Source organism: Paraburkholderia suaedae (genome assembly GCF_040812055.1).
Lineage (GTDB): Bacteria > Pseudomonadota > Gammaproteobacteria > Burkholderiales > Burkholderiaceae > Paraburkholderia.
Map to the genome: position 1 here is coordinate 247,991 of NZ_JBFOAH010000007.1, position 18,061 is coordinate 266,051.

Annotated in this window: 15 protein-coding genes; 12 read left to right on the top strand and 3 right to left on the bottom strand. The window is 61.4% G+C overall.

Annotated elements, in window-relative coordinates; all coding sequences use genetic code 11:
• The first annotated feature begins 133 nt into the window (after positions 1-133).
• From ABQJ48_RS13255 to ABQJ48_RS13290, 8 genes are all read left to right on the top strand, one after another.
• Positions 134-1,528 carry a DUF3300 domain-containing protein gene (locus ABQJ48_RS13255; RefSeq protein WP_367838460.1) on the top strand — a complete coding sequence of 465 codons (1,395 nt, stop codon included), beginning with the start codon at positions 134-136 and terminating at the stop codon, positions 1,526-1,528.
• An 11-nt stretch (positions 1,529-1,539) separates the two neighbouring features.
• Positions 1,540-2,484 (top strand): DUF2950 domain-containing protein, encoded by a 945-nt coding sequence (locus ABQJ48_RS13260; protein WP_367838461.1) that lies wholly within the window; start codon positions 1,540-1,542, stop codon positions 2,482-2,484.
• Positions 2,485-2,727: 243 nt separating this feature from the next.
• Positions 2,728-3,591: a hypothetical protein gene (locus ABQJ48_RS13265; RefSeq protein ID WP_367838462.1), complete on the top strand. Its 864-nt coding sequence runs from the start codon at positions 2,728-2,730 to the stop codon at positions 3,589-3,591.
• A 15-nt stretch (positions 3,592-3,606) separates the two neighbouring features.
• Positions 3,607-3,834 (top strand): hypothetical protein, encoded by a 228-nt coding sequence (locus ABQJ48_RS13270; protein WP_367838463.1) that lies wholly within the window; start codon positions 3,607-3,609, stop codon positions 3,832-3,834.
• Positions 3,835-3,941: 107 nt separating this feature from the next.
• Positions 3,942-5,504: a sensor domain-containing diguanylate cyclase gene (locus ABQJ48_RS13275; protein ID WP_367838464.1), complete on the top strand. Its 1,563-nt coding sequence runs from the start codon at positions 3,942-3,944 to the stop codon at positions 5,502-5,504.
• Positions 5,505-5,929: 425 nt separating this feature from the next.
• Positions 5,930-6,205, top strand: coding sequence for a metal/formaldehyde-sensitive transcriptional repressor (locus ABQJ48_RS13280; protein ID WP_017234408.1), 276 nt, complete (start codon positions 5,930-5,932; stop codon positions 6,203-6,205).
• Positions 6,206-6,212: 7 nt separating this feature from the next.
• Positions 6,213-7,502 carry a CDF family Co(II)/Ni(II) efflux transporter DmeF gene (gene dmeF / locus ABQJ48_RS13285; RefSeq protein WP_367838465.1) on the top strand — a complete coding sequence of 430 codons (1,290 nt, stop codon included), beginning with the start codon at positions 6,213-6,215 and terminating at the stop codon, positions 7,500-7,502.
• Between the two features lie 3 nt (positions 7,503-7,505).
• A complete protein-coding gene (locus tag ABQJ48_RS13290) occupies positions 7,506-7,649 on the top strand; it encodes a DUF1289 domain-containing protein (protein ID WP_367838466.1) in 144 nt (47 codons plus the stop codon).
• Between the two features lie 351 nt (positions 7,650-8,000).
• On the opposite strand, the gene ABQJ48_RS13295 is transcribed toward ABQJ48_RS13290, so the two are convergent.
• From ABQJ48_RS13295 to ABQJ48_RS13305, 3 genes are read right to left on the bottom strand one after another with little or no spacing between them, the layout of a single operon-like run.
• A complete protein-coding gene (locus ABQJ48_RS13295; RefSeq protein WP_367838467.1) occupies positions 8,001-11,051 on the bottom strand; it encodes an efflux RND transporter permease subunit in 3,051 nt (1,016 codons plus the stop codon).
• Positions 11,048-12,175, bottom strand: a complete 1,128-nt coding sequence (locus ABQJ48_RS13300; RefSeq protein ID WP_367838468.1) for an efflux RND transporter periplasmic adaptor subunit — start codon at positions 12,173-12,175, stop codon at positions 11,048-11,050. The genes ABQJ48_RS13295 and ABQJ48_RS13300 overlap by 4 nt, the downstream gene beginning before the upstream one ends.
• Positions 12,165-13,505, bottom strand: a complete 1,341-nt coding sequence (locus ABQJ48_RS13305; protein WP_367838469.1) for a TolC family protein — start codon at positions 13,503-13,505, stop codon at positions 12,165-12,167. Before ABQJ48_RS13305 ends, ABQJ48_RS13300 begins: the two co-directional genes overlap by 11 nt.
• 540 nt (positions 13,506-14,045) lie before the next feature.
• Here ABQJ48_RS13305 and ABQJ48_RS13310 point away from each other — a divergent pair.
• From ABQJ48_RS13310 to ABQJ48_RS13325, 4 genes are all read left to right on the top strand, one after another.
• Entirely contained in the window at positions 14,046-14,354 is a 309-nt protein-coding gene (locus tag ABQJ48_RS13310; RefSeq protein ID WP_367838470.1) for a DUF4148 domain-containing protein, read from the top strand.
• 94 nt (positions 14,355-14,448) lie between these two features.
• Positions 14,449-15,111 (top strand): response regulator, encoded by a 663-nt coding sequence (locus tag ABQJ48_RS13315; protein WP_367838471.1) that lies wholly within the window; start codon positions 14,449-14,451, stop codon positions 15,109-15,111.
• Entirely contained in the window at positions 15,108-16,439 is a 1,332-nt protein-coding gene (locus tag ABQJ48_RS13320; RefSeq protein ID WP_367838472.1) for an ATP-binding protein, read from the top strand. The genes ABQJ48_RS13315 and ABQJ48_RS13320 overlap by 4 nt, the downstream gene beginning before the upstream one ends.
• Positions 16,440-16,813: 374 nt before the next feature.
• Positions 16,814-17,956 (top strand): S8 family serine peptidase, encoded by a 1,143-nt coding sequence (locus ABQJ48_RS13325; protein ID WP_367838473.1) that lies wholly within the window; start codon positions 16,814-16,816, stop codon positions 17,954-17,956.
• Positions 17,957-18,061: the final 105 nt, after the last annotated feature.

Consider the following 18,061-nt stretch of genomic DNA (forward strand, 5'->3'; position numbering starts at 1 on the left):
GTCGATTGCCTGGTCCTGACAGGGTTCATTCTGAAGCGATGGCGACAGCATGCTCACCGGACCGAAGGTGGTGGGCTCCCTATGTGCGTGGTGAGCTCTGTGACTGCCGGGGAAACGGCCGGAAGGAGAGACTATGAACGACTGGAAAGCACGATGGGCGAGCGCCTTGTTATCGCCACTTCTGCTGGCGGCAATTTCATCGTGTGCGGAACAGGGTGCGCAAGGGCCTACGCCGTCGGGCGCCGTTTCGTCGGGCCCCACACCAGTGGGTACGGCGTCTATGACCCCTGCGATGTCAGCTCCGGCGCCAACGCCGCCCGCGCCCTCAGGCACCGGTTCATCGGGCCCCGCCTCATTCAAGCCAGAGGAAATCGACGCGCTGGTCGCACCGATCGCGCTCTACCCGGACTCGGTGCTCGCTCAGGTATTGATGGCGTCGACGTATCCGCTGGAAATCGTGCACGCCGCGCGCTGGGTGAAAGCGAATCCGGGTGTAAAGGGTGATGCCGCGTTGAAGGCGGTTGAGAATCAGCCTTGGGACACCAGCGTGAAGTCGATGGTGGCATTCCCGCAAATCCTTGAACCGATGAGTGACAAGCTCGAATGGACACAGCGGCTCGGCGACGCCTTTCTGGCGCAGCAGAAAGATGTTTTCGCCGCCGTGCAGCGACTAAGGGCACGTGCGCACGATTCGGGCAACCTGGAATCGAACGAGCAGCAGAAGGTGATTGTCGAGCCCGCGCCGGCGGGCAGCCAGACGGCGAGCTCGACTATCGTGCGGATCGAACCGGCGAATCCCAACGTGATCTACGTGCCGGCCTACAACCCGACGGTCGTCTACGGCGCGTGGAGCTATCCGGCGTATCCGCCTTACTATTGGCCGCCGTACCCGGCTTACTACCCTGGCTACTACCCCGGTGCCGCGCTCGCGACGGGGGTCGCCTGGGGCATCGGTCTCGCGGCCGCAGGTGCGATCTTCAGTAACTGCAACTCGTGTTGGGGCGGAGGGGACGTCGACATCAACGTCGACAAGGCCGCGAACATCAATCGCAACTTCGATCGCAGCAAGGTGCAGGGGCAGGGCGGCCGATGGCAACATGATGCGAGTCATCGCCAGGGCGTCGCTTACCGCGACAATGCCACGCGCGATAAATTCGCCGGGCAGTCGCCGGGCGCCGGCACGCGTGACCAGTATCGCGGCCGTGGCACGGACACGGGTGGCCGCCTCGGCGCTAATGACCGGGCCGGTGCAGGTAATCGCCCAGCCACGGCGGACCGTTCTGCTGGTGCAAACGCGGGGTTGTCGGGTCGTGCGGGAGGTGAGGTGAACCGCGTCAGCAATGACAATCGGGGTGGGGGTTATAGCGGTGCACGCGCCAACGCGTTCGACGGCGTCGGCACGAGCGGCCACAACGCACAGCGCAATTTCGACAGAGGCAGATCGAGCGCGCAAGGGTCGGGCTTTAACCGGCCCGCCGGCGGTGGCGGCATGCGTGGCGGTGGCGGCGGATTTCGCGGCAGGCGTTAAGGAGGCAAATCATGAAGTCCCATTCAGGCGTCGCCCCGCAATGGCTCACGCTCAAGCTCAAGCTGAAGCTTGCAATCCTCGCAGCCATCGCCTTCCTGTCGGTCGTAACGACAACCGCAGTGTATGCGCAAAAGAACTTCAGCTCGCCAGAGGCAGCGATGAACGCCTTGGGCAATGCCGTGGTGAAAGATCGCGAAGACACGTTGCGCACACTCTTCGGCAATGATTTCCGCGAGCTGATTCCGCCCGTCGGCGCACAAGTGCGGGATATGTTTATCGCTGAGTGGGCGAAGTCTCACACCATCGGGCCGGTGGAAAAGGGACGCACTCACATCGTTGTCGGTGACAACGGCTGGACGTTTCCGGTCCCGCTGGTCAAGACCGGACAGGGATGGCACTTTGACACCCGCGCCGGTGCGCAAGAGATACGCTTGCGTCGAATCGGACGCAACGAACTCGCCGTTATACAGACAATGCTCGCGATCTATGATGCGCAGCGCGAGTATGCACAGATCAGCCACGATGGCGATGAGGGCGTGCTTGCCTATGCCTCCCGTATGGTGAGTTCGCCAGGCAAGCGCGACGGTTTGTACTGGCCGGCAGCGCCCGGTGAAACGCAAAGTCCGCTTGGCGAGGCGTTTGTCGATGCCAGTTCGAGTAATGCGAAAAACGCCGGATACTACGGTTACCACTACAAACTGCTGGAGTCACAAGGGCCGCACGCCAAGGGCGGGGCGTACAACTATGTTGTGCGCGGCAAGCTGTTCGGCGGCTTCGCGGTTATCGCCTGGCCGGTTAAATACGGAGACACCGGAATCAAGAGTTTCATGGTGAGCCATGACGGCCAGATCTATCAACGCGACCTCGGGCCTGACAGTGCGGCCAAGGCGCAGGGCACCAGGTCGTTTGACCCGGGTCCGGGCTGGAGCAAGGTGCCTGACGCAGATGTTCAATGACGCTCGGCGACCTCTTTGGTTGCTTCTTGCCCCGTCCTGGAGACCGGTTAGCTGGGCATCCTTCCACGATGCAGTCAATGACGGGCAGGTCATATGAGCCTATTGAACCGGCTATTTCACCGAGGCGGCGCACAGACCGGGCGGCAGCGAGGCGAGCGGATCGCCGAAGCCACCGAACGCGTTCTCGCGATCAATCCACGGTTACGGCTCGCAAAGCGCTATAGCGAGCGACTGCGCGGGGCCGTGACGATCGCGGTGGATTATGGCAACGCCCTGGTCGGGTCTCTACCCGCCCCGCACGAAGCGAACGGGAAGGCCTGGTCGTCCGACCCGTGCATCCGCGCGTTCTTTGCGACGCCTTCCGATATCTCGCGCGTATTGAGCCGCTCGACGGAATTGCGGGCCCACTTTGACCAGCATCCCGAATGCCAACAAGCGTATGCCGTTCTCGGCATGGCGTACGTGACGCGTCAGGTGCTCGGCGTGGCGCTCGATGGTGAGACGATGCGCAGCGACGTCGCGCAGACCACGCTGTCCTTCAGCGACCATCGCATCAGAATGTGTGGGCGCACGGAAGCGGAGCTTCGCGAGGAAATCGGCCGGCTGCTCATCGATCAACTTGCGCTCACGGGTTTGGAGATGCTTGCCAAAGATCGCCGTGAACTCGTGGAGCGGGGCCACGAACTGCTTGAGCAACGCCTTGAGCTGCTAAATCGCCAGGGAGGCGGCGTGAATGCGGTCGTCGGGCAGGAACCGTCTGACGATGCCAATGAGTTGGCCCGCGTGCAGGCGAGCATCAAAGAAAACGCCAGCCGTCTTACTGCGCTGCGGGTGCCGACGGACTTGCTCGAACTCGAACTCGATCGGGTCTGCGCCGTGCTGTCCGATCCGTCGTCGCATCTTTACCTGACGAGGAAACAGGTATCGATCGACCAGATGAACGTGGTACAGGACAGGGAGACATCCCGCAGTCATCGAATCGACTTCGACATCGCGTACATCGCAGGCAATCCGCCGCGAATGCGGGCGTTTGCGCTGATACGCTGCAGCCGCGACGACCTGTTGCCAGCCGGACTGAATTTCGACGCGGCGATGCGGGCGCTTTAACGTCACCAGCGCGATGTGCGGCTGAAGGTTCTGGCGAGCGTGCCCGGTGCTCACGCCGAAGCCGATCATGCGCTGGGCGACCGCATCAATCTATACGCCACGCTGGCGCTGTTCGAGCGGCTCGCGCAGCAGGACTATGCCCCCGACGAGGCGATCGAGCGACTGGTTGGCCGACAGCCGCCGCTGATCGACCATCGGGCAGTCGAAGCCGGCTTCGGCGCGACGGCACGATCGATTCGCTGATTACCCGCGCACTCACCGATGATCTGCAACGCCCGGATGGAGCGTGGGATGTTTCACGCCGTCCAAATCCTCCCTCGGTGAGGTAATCTTCAATCCTCTGGCAATTGATGCAGGGTGGGCCTGCTGTCTGTACCGCGCCGGAGACATTGGGGAAGTCGGTGGAAAAGAAAAACACGGTGCGTGATCGGTTGGGGGCCGGACTCAAGCGGTATGCGCTGTCGGCACCCCATGCAATTGTTCTGGGTGGGTCGCTGATCGCGCTGCTGCTGGTCGGTCTTTGCGTGACCGTGCTGTACCAGAGCCGGCAGGACGCGCTGGAGCGCGCCCGCGAGACTTCACGCAACCTCGCGCTGATTGCCGAACGAGACATCGAGCGTAACTTCGAACTCTACGCGCTATCGCTGCAGGCGGTTGTCGATGGGCTCAACCAGGCGGACGTGATGGCGCTGTCCCCGCACCTGCGCCGGGACATCCTGTTCGACCGCGCAGCCACCGCGAAGTATCTCGGTTCGATGCTGGTGCTCGACGCGGCAGGCAACATCGTCATCGACTCGGGCAGCGACATCGCGCGCAAGGGCAACTTTGCCGACCGCCGCTACTTCACGGTCCAACGCGACAATCCGAACGCCGAGCTCTTTATCAGCGACCCATACCAGTCCCGGCTGCGGGGTGGTTCGCCCAGCATTGCGCTGAGCCGCCGCCTCTCCCATCCGGACGGCTCGTTTGCCGGCATTGTGCTGATTGCCGTCAACCTCGAGTATTTCCATCACCTGTTTGCCGGCCTGTCGCTCGGGCCGCACGGGGCGGTGGCCCTGATCGGCAGGGATGGCATCATGATCATGCGCCAGCCGTACGACGTCCACACGATTGGACGCGATATCAGCCAGGCAAGCACGTTCCGACATTTCGTGTCCGCACCGGAAGGCAGCTATTCCGACACCGCGTCGATCGATGGTGTGCGGCGCCTGTACTTCTTTCGTAACTTCCCGGATCTACCGCTGATCATCATGGCGGCCGCAGCCGAGGCGGACATTTATGCGGCCTGGCGTGCGCGCGCGTTGACCATCGGCTCGCTCACGGCCGTGCTCGGTCTGGGATTCGTGGTGCTTTCAATGCTGCTGGGCGCTCAATTTCGTCGCCGGATGCGTGCTGAGTCGGAACTGCAGATGCTCGCGAGAACCGACGGGTTGACCGGACTCAATAACCGTCGCACCCTCGGCGAGATTCTTGAGCAAGAGTGGCGTCGGGCGCGTCGCACGCAGAGTATGTTTTCCCTGCTGTTCGTCGACATCGACCGGTTCAAGGCCTACAACGACACCTATGGGCACCAGGCGGGAGACGATGCACTGACCGCCGTCGCGCGGTGTATCAGCGGAAATATTCGGCGACCCGCCGACACTGCGGCCCGTTATGGCGGGGAGGAATTCGTGGTGGTGCTTCCCGACACACCGCCCGCTGGCGCCGCCGAGATCGCCGAAAAGATTCGTACGGCCATCAGCGATCTGGCGATCGAACACGCCGGCAGCGAGTATGGGCGCGTGACTGCGAGCATCGGCGCCGCAAGCTGGATGCCGGAGCAGGAAGGGGATGTCAGCACTGTAATCAAGGCCGCCGACGAGGCGCTGTACAACGCGAAGTCCGCGGGCCGGAACAAGGTCGCGCGGGCATAGGCATTGCTCCCCGGACTGAAGATCGCAGCCGGCTGAGTTCGGCCCAAAGCGGGTTGTTGCTGAACGTGAAGGGACTCTGGCATCGTCGGATTGCACGGCTTAACTCGCGCTCATCTGTTCGATCGCCTCGACGATTAGAGCAGGAACGCGTAATGCACCATGTGGCCTACCGGAGGCGCCACGACGAGCGCGCTATGCGCAATATCCCGATGCAATCGCACTAAATCCGATTCGGGGTCGACTATGTTGTGGTCCGCTCCCGTCAAGATCCTGACCGGCATCTTCAGGTCCGGGTAAAGGGCACGGAACTGCGCTGCGGCCGCTAAGCGCCGCGCTAGCAACGCTCAAACCTCGTCCGATACAAACGTATACCCCCGTACCCTATATGCGCTAAGATAGCCCCCTATACTATTTAGGGGCTAGTTGTGAGCCATACGATCCGCGAAAAACAGAAGCTGCTCAACCGGGTTCGCCGCATCAAGGGACAGGTCGAGGCCATCGAGCGTGCGCTCGAGGAAGAACGCGGCTGCATGGACGTGCTGCAGCTCATTACGAGCAGCCGCGGCGCGATGAACGGGTTACTCGCAGTGGTGCTCGAAGACCACATCCGCACGCATCTCGTCGACGCAGAGCCCCACGACGACGAGCACGGCAGCGGCACCGAGCAACTGATCGAAGTGGTGCACAGCTACTTCAAGTGAGAGAAACATGAGCCAATTCGAGGACGCCGCTTTCGGGGCGGGACACGACCACATCTTTCTGGGCGCAGCCCACGAAGACAACGAGCGCAGAACCTGGATGGTGATCGCGCTGTGCAGCGCAATGATGGTTGCTGAAATTGTCGGTGGGAGTCTTTTCGGCTCGCTCGCGCTCGTCGCCGACGGACTGCACATGTCGACACACGCCGGCGCGATGCTCATCGCCGCTTTGGCTTATACGTACGCGCGCAAGCATGCGGGCGATACCCGCTTCGTATTTGGCACCGGCAAGCTGGGCGACCTCGCGGGCTTTACCAGTGCCATCGTACTCGCGATGATTGCGCTGCTGATCGCGTACGAAGCTGTTTCGCGCTTTCTCTCGCCCGTGCCCATTCATTTTGGTCAGGCGATCCCCATTGCCGTGCTCGGACTGCTGGTCAATCTTGCGAGCGTCTGGCTGCTGAGCGGCGATCACCACGGCCACAGCCATGGACATAGCCACGGGCACGGTCATGGCCACGGTCATGAGGACGACCACAGTCACGATGAGGTGGCGCATCGGATCTTCGGTAGCGCTGGCGTATTCGCCTTATCAGTCTTCGAAGACGGTGTACCGCCTGTCTTCCGCATTACACCCGAAACGGATTCCTCGATACTAAACGCCGATGCGGTTTCGGTTACGACGATCCGCCCCGACGGCACACGCCAGACCTTCGCGTTTGCTGATCGCGGTGGCTATCTGGAGTCCAAGGACGACATTCCCGAGCCGCACACATTCAGGGCCGTTGCCCGCCTGCCCGACGGTGAACATCAGGTCGAGTTCGAGGAACACGAGCACGATCGCGACGCTGCACAGGCTGCAGCAAACCGTGACCACAACATCCGCTCGGCCTACATTCACGTCATTGCCGACGCGGCGGTTTCCGTGCTGGCGATCATCGGCCTGCTGCTCGCGCGTGCTTTCGGCTGGGTCTGGATGGACCCGCTTGCGGGTGTGATCGGCGCACTGGTGATTGCGAACTGGTCATGGGGCTTGATGCGCGATACGGGCGGCATTCTGGTCGACATGAATGTGGACAATCGTATGTCTGAAAACGTCCGTCATGTCATCGAAGACAACGGCGATACTGTGCTCGACCTCCATGTCTGGCGCCTCGGTCCGGGGCATATGAGCGCGATCGTTTCGGTGGCCACCGATGAAGCGCGGCGCAACCCGGGCTTCTACCGCGCAGCACTCAAGCGTTTCAAGGGACTGTCGCATGTGACGATCGAAGTGAACCCGATCCGCGCTGGGGCCTGAGCGATGGCAGTCAAACTGCCATGCATCGATGCGTGCCCATTCGATGGCAAGACCGGGCTTTGCATCGGCTGCTTTCGGACGCTTGACGAAATCCGCGGCTGGAAGAAGATGACGGCCTACCGGCGTCATCAGATACTCATTGAGTAGACCCGGCGACAGGCGAAAGCAGCAAGCGAAGTGCAGGTCAATGAGGTCAAAAGCTGAAGAAATAGACGCGTTGCCCCGGCCCTGCTGGGGATGTCCGGAGCACACCATATTGCGGGCGTTTGAGCGGGAGCTTGTCAGTGGCAGAAAGGGGTCGACTTGCGACCCACACGGTTCGCTTACGGGCCACTGGCTTCGCCGTTTCATCGTCGGACCTGGATCGGCCAGGAAGCGACACTTGCCCGTTACTTTGCTGACTTTTTCGATGTCGCCTTCGCATCCGCAAATCATCATTCGAAGCATTAATTCCCAGATCAGAAAAGCGGCAATCCGTTTATGCCAGTTATCGACAGATCAAATGGCCTGATTTTTCATCAGCAACTTCAATAGCACGGGCAGCAAGAGTAGAACAAGCGGCAACTGGACAATCAGCCCGGAGATGATCGCAATCGCCAGCGGCTGCTGCATGGCCGATCCTTGACCAAGCGCGAAGGCGAGCGGCAGCAGTGCAAGAATCGCCGCGATGGTCGTCATTGCGATGGGCCGCAGGCGATTTCGTCCGGCAGCGGTCAACGCGGCCGCAAACGGCAACTCCTCTTCGCGACTGAGTCCTTGCAATTCCGACACATAGAAAATCGCCACCTCGGTCACGATGCCGATAATCATCGTCATTCCCATCATGGCGGAGATATTCAGTTCGATGCCGGTGATCCATAGGCCGATGAACACCGCGCCCGCCGCTAACAAAGGCATGGCCATGACCGCCAGCGCTACGCGGAAGCGCTCGTATAGGAAGAGCAGCAGGCCGAAGACAAGGGCGATCGCCGCGCCGAACACAATCAGTAAGCCTTTGAACGCAATCTGCTGTTGCTGGTACAGGCCGCCCAGTTCGTAGTAGACGCCGCCCGGCAGCAGGCTCTTATCGCCCAGTGCCTTTTGCACGTCGGCGATGGTGGAACCGAGATCGCGTCCGTCGATGCGCGCCGTCACCGCAACCATGCGCTTGAGATTGTCGCGGCTGATCTCCGGCTGCCCGGTCACGGTGATCCGGTCTGCGACGCGATTCAGCGCGAACAGGTGTCCGTCCGGCGCGCGTATCTGTAACTGGCCCAGTTGCGTATCGGTCAAACTGGTTGCGCCCGTCACGCGCACCCGTACGCCGACCGTTTTGGGCCCGTTCTGGTATTGCGTCGCTACGCTACCTTCGACCATGTCGGAAACGGCCTGCGCAATCGACTGCGGGTCCATGCCCTCCGCCGCAGCGGCTTCGGGCCGTATGTGCAATTCGAGCGCATCGCCCGCCGGGTTGATGCCGTCATTCACGTCCACCACGCCCTGGATCTTGCCGATTCGTGCGGCGACCTTGCGGGCTGTCGTGTCGAGCGTGTTCTGGTCGTCGGAATAGATCTTGATCTGGACGGGTTGTGGAACTGCAGTCAGGTCGCCGATCAGATCTTCCATGAGTTGCGCGAGTTCGACCTTGACGCCCGGCACTTGCGTCTCGACCTTCGAGCGAATTTCTTCCATCACGGTGTCGATGGGCTCCCGCTTGCCGGATTTGAGTCGCACGAAGAAGTCGCCCTTATTCGGCTCGTTCAGATCGCCGCCGAGACCCGCGCCCGTGCGCCGCGAATACGTCGCAACATTCGGATTTGCCTGAATGATGCTTTCCACCTGCTTCATGAGACGGTCGGTCTCGCTGATCGAAGTGCCCGGCTGCGTGTGGTAGTCGAGCACGAAGCCGCCTTCGTCCATGCTCGGCATGAAGCCGCTGCCCACGCGCGTGAAGGCGAACGCAGCCACCGCGACGAGCGGCAAGACACCCAGCAGCACCAGGACGGGCCGCTCAGTGACGCGCTCGACGAGACTCGCGTAGCGCCGCTTCATCCACGAGGCAAAGCGTGTTTCGCGGTGTTCCTCGGCGTCTTTCGGCTTGAGCCAGCGGTCGCACAGAATCGGCACCGCGAGCCAGGTGACGAGAAAGGAAATGAAGAGGGCGCTTGCCATCGTGATCGACAGTGCCTTGAAGAAAGCACCGGTGACGCCCGAGAGGAACGCGAGCGGCACGAAGATGATCAACGTCGCGGCCGACGACCCGGCAAGCGGCCGGGTGAATTCGAGCGCCGCGGCCATCACGCGACCATGAAAGGCGCGGGCACCGCCCTCGCGCATGCGGCGCACGATATGTTCGATCATCACGATTGCGTCGTCGATCACGAGCCCGACTGCTGCGGCCATACCGCCGAGCGTCATGATGTTGAAGCCCATGCCGAACACCTGGAGCAGCAGGATGGTCGCTGCCATGACGACCGGCACCAGCGCGACGGCGATTGCGGTGATCTTCCAGTTGCGCAGGAAGAAGAACAGCGTCAACGCAGCGAGGACGACGCCGATCATGATCGCGTCGCGTACGCTGGTCGCCGAGGCGATCACGAGTTCGCTCTGATCGTACCAGTTGGACAGATGCACGCCTCGCGGCATCTGGTGCTGGAAGTCAGCAAGCTTCGCCCGGATCGCCTTGGCCATTGCCACGCTGTTTGCACCAGGCTGTTGATAGACGTTGACAAGCACCGCATCGTGGCCGTCAGCGGTCACGCGCATCCATTGAGGCACGACGCCACGTCGCACGGTCGCGATGTCGCCGAGCCGGATCTGCGTCGCGCCGTTGGCCGACACGACGACGTTACGCAGCTCGTCGAGTTGTGTGATCGTGGCATCGGCAATCACGAGATAGAGCTTGTAGTGGTCTTCAATGCGCCCGTTTGCCATGAGCACATTGCTTGCGCCGATCGCTTTCGAGACATCGGCAAGTGAGAGCTTGTATGCGGCGAGCCGGGCAGGATCGACTGCGACTTCGAGTTCGTCCTGCGCGCCGCCTGTTACATCCACGCGCGCCACGCCCGCCACGGACGAGAGCAGCGGGCGCATCTGGAACTGCGCGAGATCGTGCAACGCGGAGAGCGACTGGTCTTTGGACGTCAGGCTATAGGCCAGCACCGGGAACACGGTGGGGTCCATTCGGCGCACCTGCATCGAGGTACCTGGGGGCAATGTGGCAAGAATTTCGTTGATAGCCGACTGGGCCTGCAGCGTGGCTTGCGCCATGTCGGTGCCCCAGTTGAAGTTGAGCGAGATTTCCGCCGACCCCCGGCTGGTTTTCGACTCGACGTCGAGCACGTTCGGCACGCGGCGCAGCGCTTCTTCGACGGGCATCGTGACGAGTGTGGCCATCTGCTCGGCGGGGCGGTCGCCGGCATCGAGGGAGACGACCGCACGTGGGAATGCGACGTTCGGGAACAGCGAGATCGGCAAACTGAAGGCACTCATCGCGCCCGCAATCGCCAGCAGGGCGATGACGAAGAGCAGCGAGCGCCGGTGCTTCTGCATCCATTGACCAAAATTCATTGCGGCGCGCCTCCACCGGTCTGCACCACCATGCCGTCTTCCAGTTCATAGTTGCCGCTCGTCACGAGACGCTGGCCCGGGTCGAGTGGACCGTCCACGCCGTAACGGTCGGCGTTTTCAACCTGGATCGACACCGCGACGCGCCGAGCCTTGTTCTGTACACCGATCTGGAAGACGTACGTGCCTTTCTCGTCTTTCAGCACGGCGGAGCGCGGCACGATCCAGTGCGTGCCGTTTCGCGTGGCGATGTCGGCGCTCACGCGCGTGCCCGGAATGAACGCGCTCTGGTTGAGCGGCACGTTCGCGCCGACATCGACAAGCTGGCTCTGCGGGTCGATCGAGGCACCCACCAGCGCAACGCGGCCATTCACTGCGCTTCGGGCGAGCGAGGCCGAGAGCCCGTGCACCGTCACCACGTCACCGGAGTGAATCGCGGCCGCATCCGACGGTTCAACGCCGAGCATGACATTTGTGCGCATGTCCTTGCCGTTGCCGCCGGCGAGTTGCAGAAACGCTGCACCCGCCTGGACCTGGTCTCCTTGCGCGACCGAAATCTGAAGCACTACGCCGTCAAACGGCGCCGTCACGATCTTGTTTCCGCTTGCGACGCCGCTCTGATTTTGTGCGGCGAGTGCCTGCTGCGCATCCTCTAGCGACTTGTGGGCGGCCGCGAGTTGCGATTGCGTGGCGAGCCCCTTGTCGAACAATGACTGCGTGCGAGCAAGTTCGCCTTGTGCCAGCGCGACAGTGCTCTTTGCCTGACTCGCGACGAGCACCGCTGCCGGATCGGCTTGCACGACGAAAAGCGGCGTACCGCGCGTCACGCTCTGTCCTGGCTGCACGCGCATCTGCACGATGCGGGCGGTATAGGGCAGATTGATCGTGGTGACATTGGAGGCCGACGCCGCGACGATGCCGTACGCGTGCACAGGTTGGGCGATGGCCGCGCGCTGCGGACGCACGGTCTGGACCGACACTGTCGGTTTGTCGGCTGAAGCATCCGATGCGGGAGCATCGGCAGCGCTCGATGAGTGGCAGGCGGAGATCGCTAAGGCGCCGCCGGCCGCTGCGACCACCAGCAGCGCAACGTGCGCCCCGCGCGTCGGAAATGGACTATTTCGCATGGGTTTCAGTGAAGTTCTGAGCGGAGTGGAAAGCGTCGGGTATCGCGCTGCCAAGCAGTGCCTGCAGGCCGACGCGTTGCTCGGCAAGCGCCTCGCGCAACGTAGCGACGTCGATGCGTTTGGTGAGTGCCGCGCTCTGTGCATCGGTATAGGCGCCGAGCGTGAGGTTGTGCCCGGCGAACGCTTCGGCCGCGTGCCGCGCAGCGAGATCGGCATCGGGCAATGCCGCTTCGGTCTGCTTCAGCTGGCGCGAGAGGACGGCGTCGTCGGCGCGCAGTTGTGCGACATCGGCGTAGGCCGAGTTCAGGCGCGTCTGGTATTCGTCCCGCAGCCTCTGCCGCGTCGCTTTTTCGATCGCCACATTGCCCTGGTTGCGGTTGAAAATCGGCAAGCTCAGGTTGATCTGGAATCCGCTGGTGTAAATGTTCGACGTGTCGCGTGAACGCACGAATCCCACGGAGAGACTCGGGAACTGACTAAGAATCGCCGCGCGATATTTCTGTTCTTGCGCTTCGTAGCCCGCTTGCAACGCGATCAGATCGGGGCGGCGCTGCGCCAGGTCCGTCAGCGCGGTGTCGAGCGTTGCGTCGTCGAGCGGAGAAATTTCGCCGACGTCGGTGAGTTGCAGTTGAACATCGGGCGCAAGTCCGAGCAGCGCATTCAGATCGTGGTGCGTTTGTTGTGCGGCGCGCTCGGCGTCGCTGTACTGTTTGCGAGCGTCGCTATACGCCGTGAGCGCGGCGGTGAGTGTGTCATCGGTGAGGTTGCCGTCGCGATGCGCTTCGGCCATACGTTCATAACGTGTGCTCGACAGGTCGCGCTGTTGTTGCAGGAGCGGCAAGGTGTCCTGCTGGAAGCGTGTTTTGATAAACAGTTGCCGCGCTTGAGCGACGATCTGCCATTCCTGCCATAGCAGGCCGAGATCGGTCTTGGCCACCGTGGCATCGGCGGATTGTTTGTTCGCGCTGCGAAGCACGATCGCCATCACGTCGATGCTCAGGCCGTAGTTGAACGCGCGTGTCGCGCCCACCGCGCCCGGATAGTCGCTCGCCACACTCAACTGGGGGTCGGGCAGGAGGCCGGCCGAATAGGCTTGAGCGCGAGCAATGCCGAGATCGTCGCGTGCAAGCTTGAGGTCCGGATTGTTGGCCACCGCGAGCATGGCGACTTCGTCGATGTCGAGTCCGTCCGACGGATCGAAGCGATGCGCGGCCAGTTCAGGCAACGGCATGGTCGAAGGATCGATCTGGATGCGCGCAAGCGTGCGGGCGGAGGTCGACGTTGCCTGGAGTGCGAGCGGCTCGCGGTGGTACCACGTACAGCCGCTCATCAAAAGTGAGCAGATGGCGAACAGTGTGAGACGCCGTGAGCATGTGCGGCGGGTCGCCCCGTCCGGCAATCTTTCCGGCGGTGTCGCCGCAGACGACCGTGCTGCTGCCTTCGCCGCCCAAGCACTGGCCGCTGCCGTTCTGCGTACGCTCAAAATCGGCTCCCAAAACAGTATGTGCGGCAGCCGCAATTGGCTGCCTCAAAGAGCGCGCCATTCTCCATATTGCTGCTTAAGGAACCCTTAACTCGCCGTTTTGCGCTTTAGCCCGGGGCTTCCCGGCGCATTTTTTTGCCTGCTCTCTGCTCACCTGCGCGTTCGTCCGCGGCTTGATTGGCGGCTGATTTAATGACGCGGAACCGCCCCGACAGCATTGAGTCGAGTATTCGCGAGGGACGAGAAAGACGCATAAGCGTCCGCTAAGGTTGTGTGCGTAATCTGAGGCTGTGCGTCGCAACATGTCCTTACGTTGCAGTCCACGACGGACACGTAAAGACACCGGCGTACGCAATTCACCACAGACTTACCCGAAAGGAACCCATCATGAAAAACCTACTGTCGATCAGCCTCGTTGTAATCGGCGCCGCCGTGCCGGTTGCGAGTTTTGCGCAGCAGCCCACGAACGGCCCGCTGACCCGCGCGGACGTGCGCGCTCTAAGCGCTCAGGCGGCGCAAGACCATCGCATGCAGTCAAAGGTGCACTATCCGGCGATGGAGCAGTCGTCGGATCTGAGCGGGTCCGCCGATACCGGCTATGGTAAGCAGCCCGGGGGATCGTCGGAATCGCGAACGGTGCCCTCGCGGAATGCGGTCTCGTCCAGCGCGGCGAGCGGCCTTTTCGCTCATCATTAAGCGATGCGCCGCACTGTGGGATACGTTGCACCGCTCGCATCCGCGCTAAGCTTCGGCAATCGGCAGTGACGGATGAGTCAGGAGGTGCACCACCATGCGAATGTTGTTAGTGGAAGACGATGAGATGATCGGCGAGCCGATCATGGAGACCATGCGGCGCGCGGGCTATGCGATTGACTGGGCCCGCGATGGTCGTGAGGCCGAGCTCTCACTCGATCACGATGTCTATGATGTCGTGTTGCTCGATCTCGGGCTGCCGAAGGCGGACGGCGTCGATGTTCTCAACTGGTATCGTCGGCGTGGCGGAAGTGCCCCGGTGATTATCCTGACCGCGCGCGATGCAGTCCAAGACCGCATCGCGGGTCTCGATGCCGGCGCCGACGACTATCTCGTCAAGCCCTTCGATCTCGACGAACTGGCCGCGCGGGTGCGCGCGCTGCTGCGCCGTCGCACTGGGCAAACCAGCCCGCTGTACACACACGGTGACCTGACGCTCGACCCCGTCAGCCACGAGGTGACGTTGCGTGGCGAGCCACTGTCACTGCTTCCACGGGAATTCAGCCTGTTACAGGCACTTATCGAAGAGCCCAGGCGAGTCTTCACCCGTTCCGAACTCGAGCAGAAACTGTATGGCTGGGGCGAAGAGGTCGGCAGCAACACAATCGAAGTTCACGTGTCTTACCTGCGGCGCAAGCTGGGGGCGGAGCACATCGTGACCGTGCGCGGCGTCGGCTATCGGCTCAAGAGATGCGAATGACGTCGATCCGCCGCTGGCTGCTCGGGTGGTTGATCGCAGGGCTCGGTGCCGCGGTATTGACTGCCGGTTATGGCATCTTTCATACCGCGCGATCGGAGGCGAGCGAACTGTTCGACTACGAACTGCGCACGGTCGCCCTTTCTTTGCCGTCCAACCTTACCGACGGCAAGTCGTTAGAGCATCGCGGCCCCGACTTCGAGGGTCTCGCAGAAGACCGGCTTTTCATCGAAATCTGGGGCAACACCCAGACGCCGGATTACACCTCGCTGGGCGGTATCGATCTTCCCCGGTTTCCCGCTGGCATTCACACGATCGAACACCGGGAGGTTCACTGGCGCGTATTCGGCTCACAGCAGGGCGATCGTTTCGTGCAGGTTGCGCAACCCGTATCGGTACGCAACGATCTCGCCTTGCGTCTCGCGCTACGTACGTTGTGGCCATTGGGGGTATTCTTTCCGGCGATTATTCTGATCGTGCTCCTCGTCGTGGGCAGGGCTCTGTCACCGCTTGAACGAATCTCTCAAGCGCTCGCCGCGCGCTCATTGAATTCACTTGCTCCGTTGCGCCTGGACAGGCGCAATCCGGTCGAACTGGAGCCGCTCGTCAATGCGTTGAATGATCTGCTGAACCGGCTCGACATTGCATCACGTGCACAACGCACCTTCGTTGCAGATGCCGCTCATGAACTTCGTTCGCCGCTGGCCGCGCTGAAGCTTCAGATCCAGGCGGCCGAGCGCGATGGCTCGCTGACTAGTCCAGGCACGTTCGAGCGCATCAAGGGACGACTCGACAGGATGATCCACCTCGTGCATCAGCTACTGATTCTTGCACGCGAAGATGCTCCCCGCGCTGATCAGTTTGAAGTCGTCAGTTTGCGTGGACTCGCGGAGCGTGCCGTAGCGGACGCTTCGTTTCTTGCCGAAGCCAGGAAGATCGATCTGGGCCTGGTCCTCGCCGACCCTTCAATGACTGACGATCCGTATAACATCCACGCAGAAGCCGCCGGTATCGAAGTCCTGCTGAATAACGTGATTGACAACGCTATCCGGTACACGCCGGAACATGGGAAGGTCGACGTGGTACTTGCCCGAACCGGAGCCGAGGTCAGCGTAACAGTTGTCGATAGCGGGCCCGGAATTCCCGAGCCCGAACTGGACCGGGTTTGCGACCGCTTCTATCGCAGCGCGGGGACGAAGGAGCAAGGCAGCGGTCTGGGACTGGCAATTGCGTCGCGCATTGCCGATCGACATAACGCCACGCTTTGCCTGAAGAACAACAACCGCCGTCCGGGGCTTAGCGTGGCGTTGACAGGACTGCGCAGCGCCTGAAGAAGTTAATCGGCATCAACGGCGTATTATGGCGCCGCCCCGCGTGCGCACTGCTGTGCCATGTGTATGTTGAAGGCTCGCGCCGATGTCCGCAGCGGCTCAAAAAGCTGCCGTTGCTGCAGCCCTCGTCCGAGAGACCGCAATGCTTCCTCAGTCGTCCCATAGTGCTCCACTCTCCGATTCCGTATTGGAGCAGAGGTGTTGCAACGACCGGTTGAATCCGCCGTCGCGTTTCGCGCGTGATATGCGGGGGGACGGCCATAAACAATGGGCAGAGTGTGCCCTACAACACAGACGCCGGGGGCAATGGGAGTACTCTGCCTGTCTTGTCCTCAGGTAACGCCTACGCCTATCAAACACACTGGATTCATCCTATGTATGTCGCCAACTACGCGCTTATCGATGACATCCAGAACAGGGCTGGCGAGAACCATGCCGACATGGTGACAGCCACTATCAACAACTACACATCACAGTATGGTTTCTCGACGAATCAGACACAGGCGTTCCAGTTTCCCGATTCGTGGAGCACAGAATCCATTCAGATAAATTCCGATGTAGCTTCCGTCACATCGCCCGTTGTCAACAATAGCTGGGCGAGTCTGGCTCTCTCGCATTCGCCGAACGCATGGTTAAACGGCGATCCTGCCGTATATAGCGCGTTGGAAGACGCATTCCGGAGCGGCAAGACCATGGTCTTTGCCGCTGGAAATAACGGTGCGAGTAGCCCAAATAAAGTTTCCTTTGATGCATCAACGCCATTCGTGATCAGCGCGAGCGCGATGGATCTGGACCTTAACGGCCACGAGCAATTGGCGTGGTATAGCAGCGCCAATCCGGCCGTGACGAATTACGTCACCCTGGGCACGGTCGCGAATTACCCGCAAAATCCTGCCGCCATCGGCACGTCATTCGCCGCGCCGCGTATCACCGCACTGATATCCATGCTCGATGCCGAGTATGGAGGCAAGCTTACGCAGTCCGACATTCATACGATTCTTGATCAGGGCAGCATCGGCGAGAACCTGGCGCAAGAAAACCAGCCGAACATGCCGACGTATGTCTATCACGTCATTGACGACACGACGTTCGGCAACATCCTGCACATGCAGTACACACCTGGCGAATGTACGCTACGCATGGAAGTGTCGGGCCTGTATAACCTGCTTCTTGATCGCGTAGCTGACACGGGCGGATTGAATTTCTATACCAATCTCGCCGCAACGCAGGGACTCGGCGCTGTTGACGCCCAATTGAAGGCTAGCCCTGAATACCAAACGTTATCCAGTCACACCATCAATCAAGTCGGTCTCATGGAAGATGTGCAGGCCATGTTTCACGTCTTCCTTGGCCGAGAATCGGATGACGGCGGTTTGGCTTGGTGGGTGGATCACATCGCGCACGACAACACGCCGACCAATCAGCAAATCATGGTCACCGGCCAGCACATCAATATCAGCCAATACGAACAGGCGTTCGTAGCCGCAGCGGGTCAGCATCTCCCGTCGTGGTTCTAGGCAAAACTCGTTAGGCGGCCAGCAGCCGCGGGTTTCAAAAAGGACAGCCCGCGCTCTTCCAGCTTGCGGAACCCCCAGACGAGCGTGAAAGCGATCGTGGCGTAT

Coding starts and splice junctions, on each gene's coding strand:
- ABQJ48_RS13255 (WP_367838460.1), top strand. CDS start 134: ATGAACGACTGGAAAGCACGATGGGCGAGCGCCTTGTTATCGCCACTT.
- ABQJ48_RS13260 (WP_367838461.1), top strand. CDS start 1,540: ATGAAGTCCCATTCAGGCGTCGCCCCGCAATGGCTCACGCTCAAGCTC.
- ABQJ48_RS13275 (WP_367838464.1), top strand. CDS start 3,942: ATGCAGGGTGGGCCTGCTGTCTGTACCGCGCCGGAGACATTGGGGAAG.
- dmeF (WP_367838465.1), top strand. CDS start 6,213: ATGAGCCAATTCGAGGACGCCGCTTTCGGGGCGGGACACGACCACATC.
- ABQJ48_RS13290 (WP_367838466.1), top strand. CDS start 7,506: ATGGCAGTCAAACTGCCATGCATCGATGCGTGCCCATTCGATGGCAAG.
- ABQJ48_RS13295 (WP_367838467.1), bottom strand. CDS start 11,051: ATGAATTTTGGTCAATGGATGCAGAAGCACCGGCGCTCGCTGCTCTTC.
- ABQJ48_RS13300 (WP_367838468.1), bottom strand. CDS start 12,175: ATGCGAAATAGTCCATTTCCGACGCGCGGGGCGCACGTTGCGCTGCTG.
- ABQJ48_RS13305 (WP_367838469.1), bottom strand. CDS start 13,505: ATGAGCGGCTGTACGTGGTACCACCGCGAGCCGCTCGCACTCCAGGCA.
- ABQJ48_RS13310 (WP_367838470.1), top strand. CDS start 14,046: ATGAAAAACCTACTGTCGATCAGCCTCGTTGTAATCGGCGCCGCCGTG.
- ABQJ48_RS13315 (WP_367838471.1), top strand. CDS start 14,449: ATGCGAATGTTGTTAGTGGAAGACGATGAGATGATCGGCGAGCCGATC.
- ABQJ48_RS13320 (WP_367838472.1), top strand. CDS start 15,108: ATGACGTCGATCCGCCGCTGGCTGCTCGGGTGGTTGATCGCAGGGCTC.
- ABQJ48_RS13325 (WP_367838473.1), top strand. CDS start 16,814: ATGTATGTCGCCAACTACGCGCTTATCGATGACATCCAGAACAGGGCT.